Source organism: Desulfacinum infernum DSM 9756, from assembly GCF_900129305.1.
Classification (GTDB): domain Bacteria; phylum Desulfobacterota; class Syntrophobacteria; order Syntrophobacterales; family DSM-9756; genus Desulfacinum; species Desulfacinum infernum.
In genome coordinates, this window is sequence record NZ_FQVB01000005.1 from 134,028 (window position 1) to 149,590 (window position 15,563).

The 15,563-nt window shown below is 61.9% G+C and carries 12 protein-coding genes; 8 read left to right on the forward strand and 4 right to left on the reverse strand.

Annotated elements, in window-relative coordinates; translation table 11 throughout:
- Positions 1 to 29: 29 nt before the first annotated feature.
- Positions 30 to 743 (reverse strand): phosphoribosylanthranilate isomerase, encoded by a 714-nt coding sequence (locus BUB04_RS02710; RefSeq protein WP_084076050.1) that lies wholly within the window; start codon positions 741 to 743, stop codon positions 30 to 32.
- Positions 744 to 1,055: 312 nt separating this feature from the next.
- On the opposite strand from BUB04_RS02710, the gene BUB04_RS02715 reads away from it, so the two are divergent.
- From BUB04_RS02715 to BUB04_RS02735, 5 genes are all read left to right on the forward strand, one after another.
- Complete coding sequence (locus BUB04_RS02715; RefSeq protein WP_073036698.1) at positions 1,056 to 2,528, forward strand: flavin monoamine oxidase family protein; 1,473 nt, start codon at positions 1,056 to 1,058, stop codon at positions 2,526 to 2,528.
- Between the two features lie 23 nt (positions 2,529 to 2,551).
- The gene (locus BUB04_RS02720) at positions 2,552 to 3,901 is read left to right on the forward strand and encodes a replication-associated recombination protein A (protein WP_073036811.1); all 1,350 of its coding nucleotides are present in this window, start codon (positions 2,552 to 2,554) and stop codon (positions 3,899 to 3,901) included.
- 5 nt (positions 3,902 to 3,906) lie between these two features.
- The gene (locus BUB04_RS02725; RefSeq protein ID WP_178371884.1) at positions 3,907 to 5,409 is read left to right on the forward strand and encodes a two-component system sensor histidine kinase NtrB; all 1,503 of its coding nucleotides are present in this window, start codon (positions 3,907 to 3,909) and stop codon (positions 5,407 to 5,409) included.
- A gap of 11 nt (positions 5,410 to 5,420) precedes the next feature.
- The gene (locus tag BUB04_RS02730) at positions 5,421 to 6,887 is read left to right on the forward strand and encodes a sigma-54-dependent transcriptional regulator (RefSeq protein WP_073036700.1); all 1,467 of its coding nucleotides are present in this window, start codon (positions 5,421 to 5,423) and stop codon (positions 6,885 to 6,887) included.
- 153 nt (positions 6,888 to 7,040) lie between these two features.
- Entirely contained in the window at positions 7,041 to 8,594 is a 1,554-nt protein-coding gene (locus BUB04_RS02735; protein ID WP_073036815.1) for an acyl-CoA carboxylase subunit beta, read from the forward strand.
- A gap of 95 nt (positions 8,595 to 8,689) precedes the next feature.
- On the opposite strand, the gene BUB04_RS02740 is transcribed toward BUB04_RS02735, so the two are convergent.
- From BUB04_RS02740 to selB, 3 genes are all read right to left on the reverse strand, one after another.
- A complete protein-coding gene (locus BUB04_RS02740) occupies positions 8,690 to 9,160 on the reverse strand; it encodes a DUF1285 domain-containing protein (protein WP_073036702.1) in 471 nt (156 codons plus the stop codon).
- A 248-nt stretch (positions 9,161 to 9,408) separates the two neighbouring features.
- A complete protein-coding gene (locus tag BUB04_RS02745) occupies positions 9,409 to 9,699 on the reverse strand; it encodes a Dabb family protein (protein WP_073036704.1) in 291 nt (96 codons plus the stop codon).
- A 22-nt stretch (positions 9,700 to 9,721) separates the two neighbouring features.
- Positions 9,722 to 11,647 (reverse strand): selenocysteine-specific translation elongation factor, encoded by a 1,926-nt coding sequence (gene selB / locus BUB04_RS02750; RefSeq protein WP_073036706.1) that lies wholly within the window; start codon positions 11,645 to 11,647, stop codon positions 9,722 to 9,724.
- Positions 11,648 to 11,844: 197 nt separating this feature from the next.
- On the opposite strand from selB, the gene mltG reads away from it, so the two are divergent.
- The 3 genes from mltG to BUB04_RS02765 all read left to right on the forward strand — a co-directional run bounded on the left by mltG (position 11,845) and on the right by BUB04_RS02765 (position 15,516).
- Positions 11,845 to 12,921: an endolytic transglycosylase MltG gene (mltG, locus tag BUB04_RS02755; RefSeq protein ID WP_073036708.1), complete on the forward strand. Its 1,077-nt coding sequence runs from the start codon at positions 11,845 to 11,847 to the stop codon at positions 12,919 to 12,921.
- A complete protein-coding gene (locus BUB04_RS02760) occupies positions 12,918 to 13,751 on the forward strand; it encodes an NTP transferase domain-containing protein (protein WP_218588354.1) in 834 nt (277 codons plus the stop codon). Before mltG ends, BUB04_RS02760 begins: the two co-directional genes overlap by 4 nt.
- A 118-nt stretch (positions 13,752 to 13,869) precedes the next feature.
- Positions 13,870 to 15,516, forward strand: a complete 1,647-nt coding sequence (locus BUB04_RS02765) for a fatty acid--CoA ligase (protein WP_073036710.1) — start codon at positions 13,870 to 13,872, stop codon at positions 15,514 to 15,516.
- Positions 15,517 to 15,563 lie beyond the last annotated feature (47 nt).

Below are 15,563 nucleotides of genomic sequence, written 5' to 3' on the forward strand. Positions count from 1 at the left end.
GCCAAGGCCGCTCCCATACGGGAAAAGATTCATCTGCGTTCATTCGCGTTCGCTCGCGGTCCGCTTTCCCATTGGCTGAAGGCCCTCAAGGCCTCCCTGCGAAATCTTTTCACTTTTCCCATGTCCTTGCGCCCCGAGGCGTCCTCCAGGCCCGTGTGAGCATCCACCCCCGCCGGCCGGACGATCCGCACGGCTTCCGCCACGTTCTCCGGAGTCAGTCCTCCCGCCAGGATCACCGGTTTGGGCGCATATTGAACGATGCGTCCACTGGCCTCCCAGTCGTGAACCTTTCCGGTGGCGCCGCTGGCCCCCGTTTCGGGATCGTACGTGTCCGTGATGAACGCGTCCAACAAGGGGGCCGTGAGGTCCACGGTCGCCAAGAGATCCCTTAGGGCCGTCCGACCGACCACCAGGCTTTTGATGAGAAAAAGGTCCGGACAGGCCGCCCGAAGAGCTCTCAACCCTTTCATCTCCAGGTCTCCATGCACCTGGACCGCCCGAACGCCGAGAAAATCCGCCAGATCCTTCAAGGCCCGCCAGTCCGTCTCGTAGGTGATGAGGACCGGCACCGCCCCCTCGGGAAGCGTGGCGATGATCCGGCGAGTCTCTTCTTCCGACAGATCCTGCGGGTGCACATCGAGACGGAGGGGAAATCCCAGCCAGCCGATTCCCGCGGCGCAGAGCGCGTGCGCTTCCTCTTCGTCTACAATACCAGCCACCTGGACGATGGGACGTTTCAACATGGCAACTCCCGACATGAGCTTCATGGGAATCGCGACTTTCTTCTGTTCGTGCGCGCGGCCTGTTTTCCAAAGGGGCATTTCGTCCGTCGGAGCCATGACTGTTGGGTCAATCCAGGATAATTTGCAAACCGCCCCCACACGAGTTTCACCTGCTTTATCCCGTAATGGCTTGAGGGATGTTCTACTTCGGGGCAAAGTGCTTTCTCCAGGAATACGCAGCCATGATATCATGTCTTGAACGATTCATTAGGTCTTTTGACCATGAACCCCGTAGTTGGACCGTTCCGAGGAAGAGGAGGAAGACCCCAATCGATGATGTCCACGGAACCTATCCCCCCGAGTCTTGAGACCCGCCATCCATTCAGCCATGCCCGTTGGGGATTCCATGGGCCGGGGCGGCACGGCGACCGGCGCCTCCCCCGCGTGCTGGTCCTCGGTGCGGGTATGGCGGGCCTGGTGACGGCCAGAATCCTTCACGACACGGGATTTCCTGTGCAGGTCCTGGAAGCGCGCAACCGGCTGGGCGGAAGGATCTGGACCGTTCAGGACCTGGGAGTTCCCGTGGATTTGGGGGCGTCCTGGATTCACGGGCTTCGCGGCAATCCTCTGGCGGCCTGGTGCAGGCGCTCCCGCATCCCCATCCGGCGGTTTCCCCGCGGAGGCGTGCACTTTTTCGAACAAGGAAAAGCTGTTTCCTTCTTCCGCCTGGGAATCCGGGGAGTGCGGGGCTTGGCCCGGTGTGCGGTCCGTTACGCGCGGCTTCGCCGACAAGCGGGGGCTGGAACTTCCCCCGGAAGCCGATCGTCCCAGCTGGCCGATCTTTTCGATCCCCTGATCGGGGACGATAGACTGCCGGTCCTGGATCGACGCCTGCTCCTCTGGCTCAGGATCCTGGAGGAGGCCATCAACGGAGCGCCGGCCCACAAGGTTTCGATCTCCGAGCTGGTCATCCCCAACCCCTGGACGGGCAATGCGGTTCCGATTCCCGGCTACGGCCGCTTGATTCAGGAGGCGGCCTCCGGTCTTTCCATCCTTTTCGATTGCCCGGTTCAGAGGGTGGCCCTGGAAGACGGGGGCGTCACCGTGGAGACGCCCCGAGGGATCTTTCGCGGCGACGTGGCGGTGGTGACCTTCCCCATCGGTGTGCTTTCGTCCCGGGCCGTCCATTTCAGCCCCGATCTTCCCGCCCTAAAGCGGCGCGCCCTGGCGCGGATCGGCTACGGCGGCGACGCGGTTCTCAACAAGGTAGCCATCCGATTCCACCGTCTTCCCTGCCCCCGGAAGATGGAACGGCTCGGCCGAATCCCGGGAACAGCACCGAACCGCGTGGCCTTCGCCCTGTGGACCCACATGGCCCCGGTGGTGGACGCGCCCTTGCTGGTGGGTTATACGTCGGGCCTGGAGGCCGCCCGCCTGGACACGTCGTGCGGGGAGGAGGAAACCTTCCAGAAAGCTCATGCGGCTCTTCGGGCCATGTTTGGGTCCCGCCTGCCCCACCCGGCGGCCTGGCGGCTCACCCGTTGGCTTTCCGACCCCTGGGCTCGGGGAAGCTATTCCTACGAAAACGGTCTCTCCACCCGGACAGACCGCCTGGAGTTGGCCGCCCCCGTGGCCGGCCGCCTGTTCTTCGCGGGGGAAGCCCTGCACCCCGAACATTACGGGACCGTCCACGGGGCCCTCCTGAGCGGCGAGGAGGCCGCTCGGGAGATCCACAGGCGTTTCTGCTGCCGCGCGGCAGATGATCCTTCGGCCCCCTGGCGTGCCGAGCACGGAACATGGAGATGAGCTCGGAAAGGTTCGGACTACCCATGAAAAGACAAGACATCACGGGTACGGCTCCCCTTGCCGACCGCATGCGCCCCAAGACCCTGGAGGAATTCGTGGGTCAGGAGCATCTGCTGGGTGAAGGAAGGATCCTCCACAGGCTCCTGGAGAAAAAACATTTCCAGTCGTTGATCCTCTGGGGCCCCCCGGGATGCGGAAAGACGACCCTGGCCCACCTCATGGTTCAGCACACCGATGCGCATCTCATCTTCCTTTCCGCCGTCATGGCGGGCACCAAGGACATCCGGGAAGCGGCGGAAGAAGCGCGACGGGTATGGATCCGCACCCAGAAGAAGACGTGGGTCTTTCTCGATGAAATCCATCGCCTGAACAAGTCCCAGCAGGACGCCCTGCTGCCCCACGTGGAAAAGGGGATCTTCTACTTGCTGGGCGCCACCACCGAAAATCCCTCGTTCGAAGTGATCCGACCGCTCCTCAGCCGATGCCGCGTCCTCACCTTGAAAGCCCTGGAAGCCGGCCACCTCAAGACCATCCTGCAGCGGGCGCTGAGCGATGGAGAGCGGGGCCTGGGCCTGTTGCGCGCGGAACTTTCCCAGGATGCGGAAGGGATCCTGCTGGAAGCCTCCGGCGGCGACGCCCGGGTCCTTTTGAATCTCCTGGAGATGGCCGTCCTCACCACTCCTCCCGATCCCGACGGAAAGCGACGGATCGCAGCGCAAAGCGTCGTGGACGTGCTGGAGCGCCGCCCGGCCCATTATGACAAGAGCGGTGAAGAGCACTACAACCTGATTTCGGCCTTCCACAAGAGCCTTCGGGGAAGTGACCCGGATGCGGCTCTCTACTGGATGGCACGCATGCTGGAAGCCGGTGAAGACCCGCTTTACGTGGCCCGACGGCTCATCGTGGCCGCCTCGGAAGACGTGGGACTGGCGGATCCCTTCGCCCTGGTGCAGGCGGTGAACGCCTTTCAGGCCTACCAGATGCTGGGGAGCCCGGAAGGGGAACTGATGCTCGCCCAAGCGGCAGTCTACGTGGCCCTGGCCCCCAAGAGCAACAGCGTCTACACGGCCCTCAAGAAAGCCCGAGGCTCGGCGGGAGCCACGGGTACCGAACCCGTTCCCATGCACCTTCGCAACGCCCCCACCCAACTGCTGAAAGAACTTGGGTACGGGCGTTATTACAAGTATCCTCACGACTATCCGGAGGGGTGGGTGCCCGAAACCTACTTCCCGTCCTCTCTTGCCGGGACCGTCTTCTACGAGCCCCGGCCGAGGGGCTGGGAAGGCAAATGGAGGGAGTACCTGGACAGGCGCCGGCAGGCCGTGCAAAAAGAACGTGCCAGTCGTCCCAAGAAAGAAGAGGAATCCGTTTGAATCGCATGGGATTGAATAACAGCATGGTGCTGTCTTCCCCGGCCGCGGATCCGGGATCGGTCGTGCAACGGGGCTCCGCCGGATCGAAGCCCTTCCGACTGGTGAAGTACGTGGCCATCTCCAGCCTGGTGGTCATTGTGGTGTCCACGGTCTTCCTGTCCAGCTTCCTCTCGCACCGGGCCAAGAAGATCCTTTTGGCCAAGAGCGAACAGTACGCCTTTTTGGTGGCGGAGAACCTGAACCATCAGGTCTTTTTCCAATTCACGCTCCCCACGCTCATCTCGGAGGGGGAAATCCGCCTGAGCCGCAAGAACCAGTACGAGCGCCTGGACAAGGTGGTGCGCAACACCATCCACGGGTTCGCCATCGAACGTGTGGACATCTACGATCCCCAGCAGATCCTGACCTACAGCACGGAACAGGAAAAGATCGGGTCCAAGGGCACGCTGGGGAACCGGTTCGAGCGGGCCTTTCGCGGCCAGTCCTTTTCGGTCATCGAAGGCACGGACCGGTCCTTCCTGGGCATCTCCTGGCACGTGGGGCCGCAGAAGCTCAAGACCTATCTTCCCATGTGGGTGGAACGGCCCATGAGCTGGAAACGTGGTAAGGTCCTGGGCGTTTTCGAGATCACCCAGGATGTCACCGCCGACTACGAAAATATCCGGCGGTTTCAGCTCATCATCTTTTCCAGCATCATGATCTTCGTGGGCGTGCTCTTTGCCGCCCTTCTCACCATTGTGCACCGGGCCGAGCAGATCCTGGAAGCGCGAGCCCGGGAACGGAAGAAGCTGGAGGACGAGCTGCACCAGGCGGAAAGGTTGGCGGCCCTCGGAGAGATGATCGCCGGCATCTCCCACGAAATCAAAAACCCCCTGGGCATCATCCGAAGCACCGCCGAACTCATGGAAAAGAGAGCGAGCGACGAGCGCCAGAAAAAACTCTCGTCCATCATCGTGGAAGAGGCCACCCGGCTGAACAACATCGTCACCGAATTCCTCGATTTCGCCCGCCCCAAGACCCTGCAGACCAGTGAATGCCGCGTGGAAGACGTGCTGGACCAGAACCTGGAGATCCTGCAGGCCGAATGTCAGAGTCGGGGTATCCAGGTGGAGCGGGACTACCGCACCGGCGGCTACACCCTGGAGTCCGACCCGAACCTGCTCTACCGGGCGTTCCTGAACCTTTTCTCCAACGCCGTCCAGGCCATGAACGGAGGAGGGACGCTGCGCGTGAGCACCTCGCTGGTCATGACCGACGGGCGAAGCGATCCTTGTCTGGAGGTGCGCATCGAGGATTCGGGGCCGGGCATTCCCGAGGAGATACGCACCAAGATCTTCAATCCGTTCTTCACCACGCGGGAACGGGGAACGGGCCTGGGGCTTTCCATCGTCCAGACCATCATCCAGAGCCATCACGGCTCGGTGGTTCTGGAGCCCGGGGCCCGGGGCGGCACGGTGGCGGTGGTTCGCCTGCCCCTGCGCCAGCCCAAGGAGGAGGAAAAGGAGTAACGGGGAACGTTATGGGAAACGTGCTCATCATCGACGATGAAAAGAATTACCTGTTTATACTGGAAGACTTACTGGAAGAAGAGGGGCACTCGGTGTTGACGGCCCAGGACGGAGCGGCCGGCCTGGAGCTCTTTCGCACCAACGATCTGGACGTGGTCGTGACGGACATGAAAATGCCCGGCATGGACGGCATGGAGGTGCTGGATCAGATCCGCTCCCTCAACCCGGACATTCCCGTGGTGATGATGACGGCCTACGGGACGGTGGAAAAGGCCGTGGAGGCCATGAAGAAGGGCGCTTTCGACTACATCCTGAAGCCTTTTGAAAACGAAGAGCTCAAGCTGATCATTCGAAAGGCCTGCGATCACTACCGGCTGGTCCGGGAAAACCAGGAACTGAGCGCCAAGCTCCAAGAGCGCTACCACTTCCACAACATCATCGGAAAGAGCGCTCCCATGCAGCGCATCTACGAGCTGATCGAAAAGGTGGCTCCCACCAAGGCCACGGTGTTGATCACGGGAGAATCGGGTACGGGAAAAGAGCTGATCGCCCGCGCAGTCCATTACAACAGCCCCCGGAAGAACGCCGCCTTCATTTCGGTCAACTGCGGGGCCCTGCCGGAAAATTTGCTGGAAAGCGAGCTATTCGGCCACGAACGGGGGGCCTTCAGCGGAGCGGTGAGCCTCCGCAAAGGACGGTTCGAACTGGCCCACGGCGGCACACTCTTCCTGGACGAGATCAGCGAAATGTCCCCGCCCCTCCAGGTCAAGCTCCTCAGGGCGCTCCAGGAAATGGCCTTCGAGCGGGTGGGAGGATCCGAGACCCTTCAGGTGGATGTGCGCATCGTGGCGGCCTCCAACCGCAATCTCAAAGAGGAGGTGGCGGCGGGCCGGTTCCGATCGGACCTCTATTTCCGACTGAACGTCGTTCACATCGAGCTTCCGCCTTTGCGGGAGCGCAAGGAAGACATCCCATTGCTCATCAAGCATTTCCTCCACAAGTACGCCAAGGAGACGGGGCGCGAGAGCCTGGCCATGTCCCCCGAGGCGCTCCGGCATCTGCTCGACTACTCGTGGCCGGGGAACGTACGCGAGTTGGAAAACGTCATTGAACGGGCCGTCATTCTGTGTGCAGGAAGGGAAATCCGGGTCAAGGACCTGCCCCCGGAAGTGCGCCTGGGGGCCGAGGAGGCGCCCGCACAGCCGCCCCCTCCTTCGGCCCTTGAGGTGCAGCAGCCGGAACGGCGGGGCGGCCTCATGGAAAGCCGCCTCCCGCCCAGCCCCCACAGGGAGCGCCAGGTGCGCGCTTTGGACATGGTCCGCACCCAGGGGTTCATCACCAACCGGGACTATTCCAAGCTGAACGAGATCTCCGAGCGCCAGGCCCTGAGGGAACTCACCGAAATGGTGGACCTGGGGGTCCTGGTCCGGATCGGCAAGGGGAGGGGCTGCCGGTATGTCTTTCCCGAAGGCGCCTGAACAGCATAGGAACCGGGTTGGTGAACTATCCCATCGAACTCAAAGGCAAACCGCTTGACATCACTTGGCGAGCCTATAGAATTGCGCGAAGATTCCCAGACGGCTGTGGCCCGGAACCCCTCCAACGGACACGAATCAACAGGAGAATCGATGATGCAGACGGTGGCTGAAAAGATCAAGGAGCTGCGAGAGCGGGAAGCGAAGATCAAGCAGATGGGCGGCGAAAAGGCCGTGGCCAAGCAGCACGAGCGCGGGAAGATGACTGCCCGCGAGCGGCTCGAATACTTCTTCGATCCCGGCACGTTCCGGGAGCTGGACATCTTCGTGAAGCACCGGGGCACCCTGTTCGGTTTGGACAAGATGGACATTCCCGCCGACGGCGTAATCACCGGCTACGGGTTGGTCAACGGCCGGCAGGTCTTCGCCTTTTCCCAGGACTTCACCGCCCGTGCCGGCACCCTGGGCGAAATGCATTCCAAGAAGATCTGCAAGGTGATGGACCTGGCCCTCAAAACAGGAAAGCCCCTGGTGGGGTTCAACGATTCCGGTGGCGCCCGCATCCAGGAAGGCGTGGACGCCCTTTCCGGCTACGGCCAGATCTTTTACCGCAACGCCATCGCCTCGGGCGTGATCCCCCAGATCTCGGCCATCATGGGCCCCTGCGCCGGGGGCGCCGTCTATTCGCCCGCCATGACCGATTTCGTCTTCATGGTGAAAAACACCAGTTACATGTTCATCACGGGCCCGGATGTCATCAAATCGGTCCTGGGAGAGGAGGTGACCCAGGAGGAGCTGGGTGGAGCCATGGCCCACAGCTCCAAGAGCGGTGTGGCCCATTTCGCCTGCGAAAGCGATCAGCACGCCATTGACGAGATCAAGCGCCTTTTGAGCTTCCTTCCGGACAACAACATGGAAGATCCACCGGTGGTGGAAACGGGCGACGACCCGAACCGGATGGACCCGGCCCTGGACACCATCCTGCCCGACAATCCCATGGGGCCCTACGACATGAAGGACGTCATCCGGGCCATCGTGGACAACGGGGACTTCTTTGAAGTCCATGAAAATTACGCCCAGAACATCGTGGTGGGCCTGGCGCGCCTGGGCGGCCACAGCGTGGGCATCATCGCCAACCAGCCCAAGGTGCTGGCCGGCTGCCTGGACGTGGATTCTTCGGACAAGGCCACGCGGTTCATCCGTTTCTGCGACGCTTTCAACATCCCGCTGCTCACCCTGGCCGATGTACCCGGCTACCTTCCCGGAAAGCAGCAGGAATGGGGCGGCATCATCCGCCACGGGGCCAAGCTGCTGTGGTGCTACTCGGAAGCCACCGTGCCCAAGATCACGCTGATCATCCGGAAAGACTACGGCGGCTCCTACCTGGCCATGTGTTCCAAGGACCTGGGAGCGGACATCGCCTTGGCGTGGCCCACGGCGGAAATTGCCGTCATGGGCGCCGAGGGGGCCGCCAACATCATCTTCCGCAAGGAGATTCAGGCGGCGGAAGACCCCAAGGCCAAGCGGGCGGAAAAGATCGAAGAATACCGGAACCTCCTTTACAATCCCTATATCGCGGCCTCCCGCGGCTACATCGACGGGGTGATCGTGCCCAGCGAAACCCGGCCTCGGCTCATCGAAGCCTACGCCATGCTGCGCACCAAGCGCCAGGCGCTTCCGCCCAAGAAGCACGGCAACATCCCCACCTAAAAGGCCGCCAACAGAGGGGCTCTGGTCAGCGTACTACCATGCAAAAAAGGGGGCCCCCAAGGCCCCCTTTTCTTGCTCCAGCCGCCGGAGCAGCTCTATTCATTCCGGATCGGGTAGGTCCCGCCTGCGACCCTCAGAATGTACCGGCCTTGGGGATCGCATTGAACATGGCAGGCCAGTTCATAGTAGGCCACCTTGCCGAAACGGGCCGGAAGGTTCCTCTTTGTGGCAAGGCAGTAAAGGGCCCGCTGATCCTTTATCCAGAGGGTTTCCGGCCGGAGGGGCTCCTCCCGGCCGTCTTCCAGAAGAATCCGGATCCTCGCGATGGATCCGGATGCGTCCCGTTCCATGAAAACGTAGCGCACCCAGAGCGGCGCGTCGGCCACCCGCACGGGGTGCACCTCCCCTTCGCACCGGACGAAGTACCGGCCGCCTCGTTCGAAAAGGGACCGGCTGAGTAGACAGAAGAGATCGCGGTCCTCCACCGGGTTTCCTTCACAGAACCAACGGCCGTGCTCGTCGATGAAGTAGTCGTAGAGGTGGCGCTGCCGCCTGGCATCTCCCATAACTCACCGATTTTCGGCGTTCCGGATCCTAGGAGCTTGCCCGAAAACGCTAAGGATAACCTCTTCTTTTCGTAGCGCAGCCCTTTAGGGCTGCGGAGGAATCCCCGAACGTCGGATGGGCCATCGGGTGTTGCCCGTCACCTCTGGGGGTTACGATGACCCCTCCCCGCGGGGCTGAAGCCCCGCGGCTACGAAAGAAGACGCATACCTGGTCGGTTGATAAAGGAACCCCGTTGTCGGACAGGCTCCTAAAAGGTGAAATCCACCGCCACGATCTGATCGCAGATCCGCTTGACGTGCTCCAGAACCTTCACGTGTTCCGGGTGGACCTGGTATCGCTTGAGGGCATCCAGGTCCTTGAAACTGGAAACGAGGCCGAAATCGAAGGAACGTTCGGAGCGCACGATGTCCCTTCCAAAATCGTAGGAAAGAATCTCGGGAATGGCCCCCGGCAGGGCGTCCAGGCCCTTTTCCAGCGCCTGCACATCGTCTTCCGTCACACCCGGCTTGAACTTGAGCAGCACCACGTGCTTGATCATCCTTCACCCTCCCCTTCGGGCATCACCCGTTCTTGGTTTCTCGAAGCCGTCGCACATCTCCCACGCGTATGGTCACCCGCTGCCCGTCGAAGAACTCCAGCAGCGGAATGGTGTATTTGCGGCTGGCCTGGGTCATCTCCTTGAACTGGGCCGCGGAAATCTCCTGATGCTCCCGCAGGAAGGCCACGAGCCGTTCCTGCAGATCCCCAATAGCCTCCCGATGGAAAAAGAGGTCCTCCTTGACCTTCACCAGGATCTTCTGGGCCAGCATCCATTCCAAGACATCCTTGTGCTGGCGGCTGTTGCCGGGAAGACGGCCCACCACGTCCTTGAAAAACGGTGGCTGCAGCCAGGCCTTCCGGTAGATCTCCTCGATGAGGTCCCGGATCTTCTTTTCCTCATCGGTGAGATCCACCTTGTGGGAGGCCAGGCGCAGGATCTCCTTTTCCTGCACCACCTCTTCCCGTTCGGACAATTGGCGAACCGCGTAGGCCAGAAGCTTGGCGTCGATGGGGCGTTCCATCTGGGCCGCCACCTCTTCCTTGGGCATCCCCGCTTTCAAGGGATTTTTCCGATGATACGCCCCCAGAACCTCCAGCAGGTTCTTCTCCACGGCCTGCAGCACTTCCGGGTGGATGTAGCGCCGGCTTTCCTTGTCGTAGAGCAGGACGGCCTTGCGGCTCACCAGCTTGGCCAGCGTCTCACCAAAGGCCTTCCCCATGACGTTGGAGCGGATCTTCAACTCCGCCTCCGAAACCCCGTTCCACCCCGCATCCAGAACATGCCACAGAAGGATCTCGCTCTCCGATCCGTCCTGCAAGACGCGGAGGGAAGCGGCCGCCTGGACCTTGTCCTTCCCTTTATGCTTTTTCGGCACCGGATGCAGGACCGCGCCGCCCCCCAGAGTGCGGATGGGGGAGTAGGATCGCAGCACGAACCGATCCCCGCGCAGTACCGCCAAGGGCCGATCCAGTCGCACCTGGGCGAAGGCGGACTCGCCGGGCGACAGTTCCGGGCGGTCCAGAAGAATGAGGGTGGCCACCGTTTCCGTGGTTCCCGTGTGGAAGCGAATCTTTTGGCGGTCTTTCAGGGGCTTGGGCGCGCTGGCAAGAAGATCCAGGGAAACATCCAGCATGAAGCTGGGCAACAGGGAATCCGGCGTGGCCAGCACCTCCCCCCTCTGGACGGCGTCCCGATCCACGCCCTGCAAATTGATGGCGGTGCGCTGCCCCGGAAAGACCTCCTGCACATCCTGATTGTGGACTTGGAGGCCGCGCACCTTGGTCTTGATCCCCGACGGGTAGATGGTCACAGGATCGCCCACCCGGAGCTTCCCCGAAAGGCTCGTTCCCGTCACCACCGTTCCGAACCCGCGCATGGTGAAGACCCGGTCGATGGAGAGCCGAAAGGGACCCGCCTCACTGCGGCCCGGCACCTGGGCCACCTTCTGGAACAGGACCTTCTTCAGTTCGTCCATCCCTTCGCCGGTCACGGCGGAAACCTTCACCACCGGAGCGCCTTCCAGGAAGGTGCCTTTGAGAAAATCCCGAACGTCGTCTTCCACCATGTCGAGCCAGTCGGGATCGTCCACCATGTCGATCTTGGTGAGTACCACCAGCCCTTCCTTAACGCGCAGCAACTGGCAGATCTCCAGGTGTTCCCTCGTCTGGGGCATGACCCCTTCGTCGGCGGCGATCACCAGCGCCACCAGGTCGATGCCGGTGGCTCCGGCCACCATGTGCTTGACGAAACGCTCATGGCCCGGCACGTCCACGATTCCCAAGCGGCTTCCATTGGGGAGATCCAGGTAGGCGAAACCCAGTTCGATGGTGATCCCCCGCTGCTTTTCCTCCTTCAACCGGTCGGTGTCGATGCCGGTAAGAGCCCGGATAAGGGATGTCTTCCCGTGGTCGATGTGCCCTGCCGTCCCAAGGACCACCTGATGCATTGCCTGTCACCTCGTGCTGGGAATAACTGCATTCTTGCGGCCGGACTGCCGAAGGCATAGTGCCACATCCGTCCCGTCGATTCAACGCTCCACCGGCGCTTCCCTTTCGGCCGACACTTGAGAAAAAAAGGAGCCCGTGGTAGGCATGGGCTTCACGACAATGTGGTTGTGATCGGCTTCCAGTGGGCGGAATGTTCATGCGACGATGGATCCCGGCGGTTTTCCTCTGGCTTTTCCTGGCTTTTGCTGCTTCGGCGTGCCTTGAGGGGGTGAGGCTCTGGATTTTCGTCCGAACCCCGGCCCCCGACCTGGCGCCTCTGGAACTGGAAATCGAGCCGGGGACCAATCCCAAGGCCGTAGCAGACCTCTTGCAAGAGGCGGGCGCCGTCTCCGACGCCGATCTTTTCTACTGGTACGCCCGCCTCAGCCGGGCCGCCGAAAAGCTCCAGGCGGGCCAATACCGCTTTCCCCCCTTGTCCACCCCACGGGACATCCTGGACGCCCTGGTCCACGGGAAAGTCGTCTATCACCGGATCACCATCCCCGAGGGCTCCACACTCAGGGAGATCGCCGCGATCCTGGAAGAAAGCGGCTTGGCCCGTACCGACGACATTCTGAGACTTTCCCGCGACCCCGAATTTCTCGCCTCCCTGGATCTGGAAGGGGCCCGCAGCCTGGAAGGCTATCTCTTTCCCGAAACCTACTATTTCCGGAGGAACACAAGAGCGCAAAACCTCTTGCGCAGGATGGTCCTGGAGTTCTGGCGCCGTTTTCCCGAAAGTCGAAGGGAAAGGGCCCGCGAGCTTGGCCTGAGCATCCACGAGGTGGTGACCCTGGCCTCCCTGATTGAAAAGGAAGCCGTGATGGACGATGAGCGGCCCGTGATCGCTTCGGTCTTCTACAATCGCCTGAAAAAGGGCATGCCTCTCCAGAGCGACCCCACGGCCGTCTACGACCTGGAAGATTTCAGCGGGCCCATCACCCGGGAGCACCTCCGAAGGGAAAGCCCTTATAACACCTACGTTCACAAGGGGCTTCCCCCCGGGCCCATCTGCAGTCCGGGCGAAGCATCCATCCGGGCGGCTCTTGACCCCGCCGAAACCAAGTATCTCTACTTTGTGAGCAACAACGACGGAACCCACACCTTTTCCGCCCGCTACCGGGACCATCGGCGGGCCGTCGCCCGCTACCGAAACAGCAAGAACCGGCGGGCGTCCACCGGAGAGGACGCCGCCACACCCCCACAGCAGATGGAGGACGGTGCACCGCCATGACAAACACCATCATCCCCGAGCAGGTGGCGAGCATCGTGTTCGCCGCCGGAAAAGGTTCCCGCATGAAGGGTTACGACGGGAACAAAACCCTCCTTCCCCTTCTGGCCTCGCCTGCAGCCCCCTATGAAGGCGCCCGCCCGCTGCTCATGGAAGTGCTGGACAATCTTCCCCCCGGTCCCAAGGCCATCGTGGTGCACCATCGGGCGGACGACGTCCGACGAGCCACCGCCGCCCTTTCGTGCTCCTACTGGTTCCAGCCGGAAACCAACGGCACGGGAGGCGCACTCCTGGCCGCCCGGCCCTTCCTGGAATCGGTCGATCAGGAGAGGGTGATCATCACCATGGGCGATGTGCCGCTCATTCGCCCCGAAACGTACGGTCAGCTCTTGGACAGCCTCGGAAAGAACCATTTGACGGTTCTGGCCTTCGACCCCCGGGATCCGGCCCAATACGGCAAATTGGAAGTGGAAGGCCCCAGGGTCCTTCGCATCGTGGAATGGAAGTATTGGAGTCGGGAACAGGACCCCCTGCGCCGGGCCCGACTGAGGCTTTGCAATGCCGGGGTTTACGCGGCCCGTCGCGGCCCCCTGCTGGAATGCCTTGAGGAGCTGGAAAAGACGCCGCACACGGTGGAAAAAGAGCGCGACGGTCGTTGGGTTACCATCCAGGAATACTTCCTGACCGATCTGGTGGAGATCATGAATCGGCGCGGTTATACAGTGGGCTATTGTCTGGCTGAAGAGGAGGAAGTGCTGGGCGTGGACACGCCGGAATCCCTGCGACGGGCCCAGGCCCTCTATGCGCAAGTGCGCGTTTCTTCTTTGGGTTGACCAAAGGGCCGACTTCCTATATCGTGCATGTCGTCCCGGTGGAACCGGGCGCTCATCTCTTCGTTCTTCTTTTCCCACATTCCATCCACACCCAAGGCATGCACACAAGGAGGGATTCATGGCCGTGAAGCTCATCGACAAGACCCCATCCGCTTACGACTACCCGCTTCTCATCAAGCAGCTCCTGCATCGGCCCATCCGGTATTCCCCCGATCAGGAGATCGTCTATCGGGATCTGTACCGGTTCACCTACCGGGATCTGTACCGGAGGATCGGGCAGGCGGCTAACGCGCTCAAGGCCTTGGGCGTGGAACCGGGGTCCACCGTGGGCGTCATGGACTGGGACAGTCACCGGTATCTGGAACTTTTTTACGCCGTACCCATGATGGGAGCGGTCATCCACACGGTCAACATCCGCCTGTCGCCTGAACAGATCCTCTACACCATCAACCACGCGGAAGACGACGTCCTCCTGGTCCATTCCGATTTTCTTCCCATCCTGGAAGCCATCAAGGACCAGTTCCAGACGGTCAAGAAGATCGTGCTCCTGAAGGACGGCGACGCCGTGCCCCAGACCACCGTTCCCCTGGACGGCGAATACGAGGAGCTGCTGGCCGGAGCCGACGCCGAATATGAGTTCCCCGACTTCGACGAAAACACGAAGGCCACCACCTTCTACACCACGGGCACCACGGGACTTCCCAAGGGCGTCTATTTCAGCCACCGGCAATTGGTCCTGCACACCCTCGCCGTCATGGCGGCGGCCGGGTCCTATCACACCACGGCCACCTTCCGGTCCAACGACGTCTACATGCCCCTGACCCCCATGTTTCACGTCCATGCGTGGGGCCTTCCCTACGTGGCGACCCAACTGGGGGTCAAGCAGGTGTATCCGGGCCGCTATGAACCCGCCGTTATCATGAAGCTCCTGATCACCGAGAAGGTGACCTTCTCCCACTGCGTGCCCACCATCCTCCACATGATTCTCACCAGCCCCGCCGCCCAGCAGGTGGATCTTTCCAATTGGAAGGTGATCATCGGCGGCTCGGCTCTCACCAAGGGCCTGTGCAAGGCCGCCATGGACCGCGGCATCGATCTCATCACCGGATACGGCATGTCGGAAACCTGCCCGGTGCTCACCCTGTCCCAGCTTCAGCCCCACATGCTGGATTGGCCGGTCGAGGACCAGATCCCCGTCCGGTGCCGCACGGGCCAGCCCATCCCCCTTGTGGATCTGCAACTCATGACCCCGGACGGCACATTTCTGCCCCACGACGGCAAGAGCACGGGCGAGGTGGTGGTGCGCACCCCGTGGCTCACCCAGGGCTACTTCAAGGATCCCGAACGGGCCGAGGAGCTGTGGCAGGGCGGTTGGCTCCACACGGGCGACGTGGGCTACATCGACGAGAGGGGCTACCTGCAGATCACCGACCGTATCAAGGACGTGATCAAGACCGGCGGGGAATGGATTTCCACCCTGGAGCTGGAAGATATCCTGATGCAGCATGAGGCGGTAAGCGAAGCGGCCGCCATCGCCGTTCCCGACGAAAAGTGGGGCGAGCGGCCCATGGTGCTCGTGGTGTTGAAGGACGACTACAAGGGGAAGGTGAGCGAAGACGACATCAAGGCCCACTTCATGCGCTTCGTGGAAGACGGCACCATCACCAAGTGGGCCGTGCCGGACCGGGTGGCCTTTCTGGATGCCCTGCCCAAGACCAGCGTGGGCAAGCTGGACAAGAAGGTCATGCGCCGGCAGTACAGCTGATGCGAACATAAGGCTCCGGTGCCATAAGGATCCTTTCCGGTTCGCGA